This window comes from Bradyrhizobium sp. Kon10 (genome assembly GCF_055807395.1).
This window is the reverse complement of the sequence record NZ_JBVVOZ010000377.1, coordinates 1-240: the sequence shown is the minus strand read 5'-3', so window position 1 is coordinate 240 and position 240 is coordinate 1. Positions and strand designations below refer to the sequence as shown.

The window sequence follows — 240 nt, the reverse complement described above, 5'->3', positions numbered from 1 at the left end:
GGCGTTCCGCGCCTTCCGCCTCATCGCATGGTCAAGCGTGCGCCCGACAAGCAGAAAGAAGATCAACGACGTTACCGCATCGAAATAGGCGTGAGGTCCTCCGACAGACGTGTCGTAGAGGCTCAAGCCCAGAGCCAGCAGGATTCCGACTGAGATGGGAAAGTCCATGCTGGCGGTGCGCTTCATCGCCAAATTCCACGCCGAAACGAAGAATATCCGCCCGGAATAGGCGACGGTGGG

At 59.2% G+C, this 240-nt stretch carries 1 pseudogene; it reads right to left on the bottom strand.

Annotated features, from left to right (window positions below):
* Positions 1-240: pseudogene (locus tag AC0L2O_RS37435) on the bottom strand (nitrogen fixation protein FixI); the annotation flags it as partial.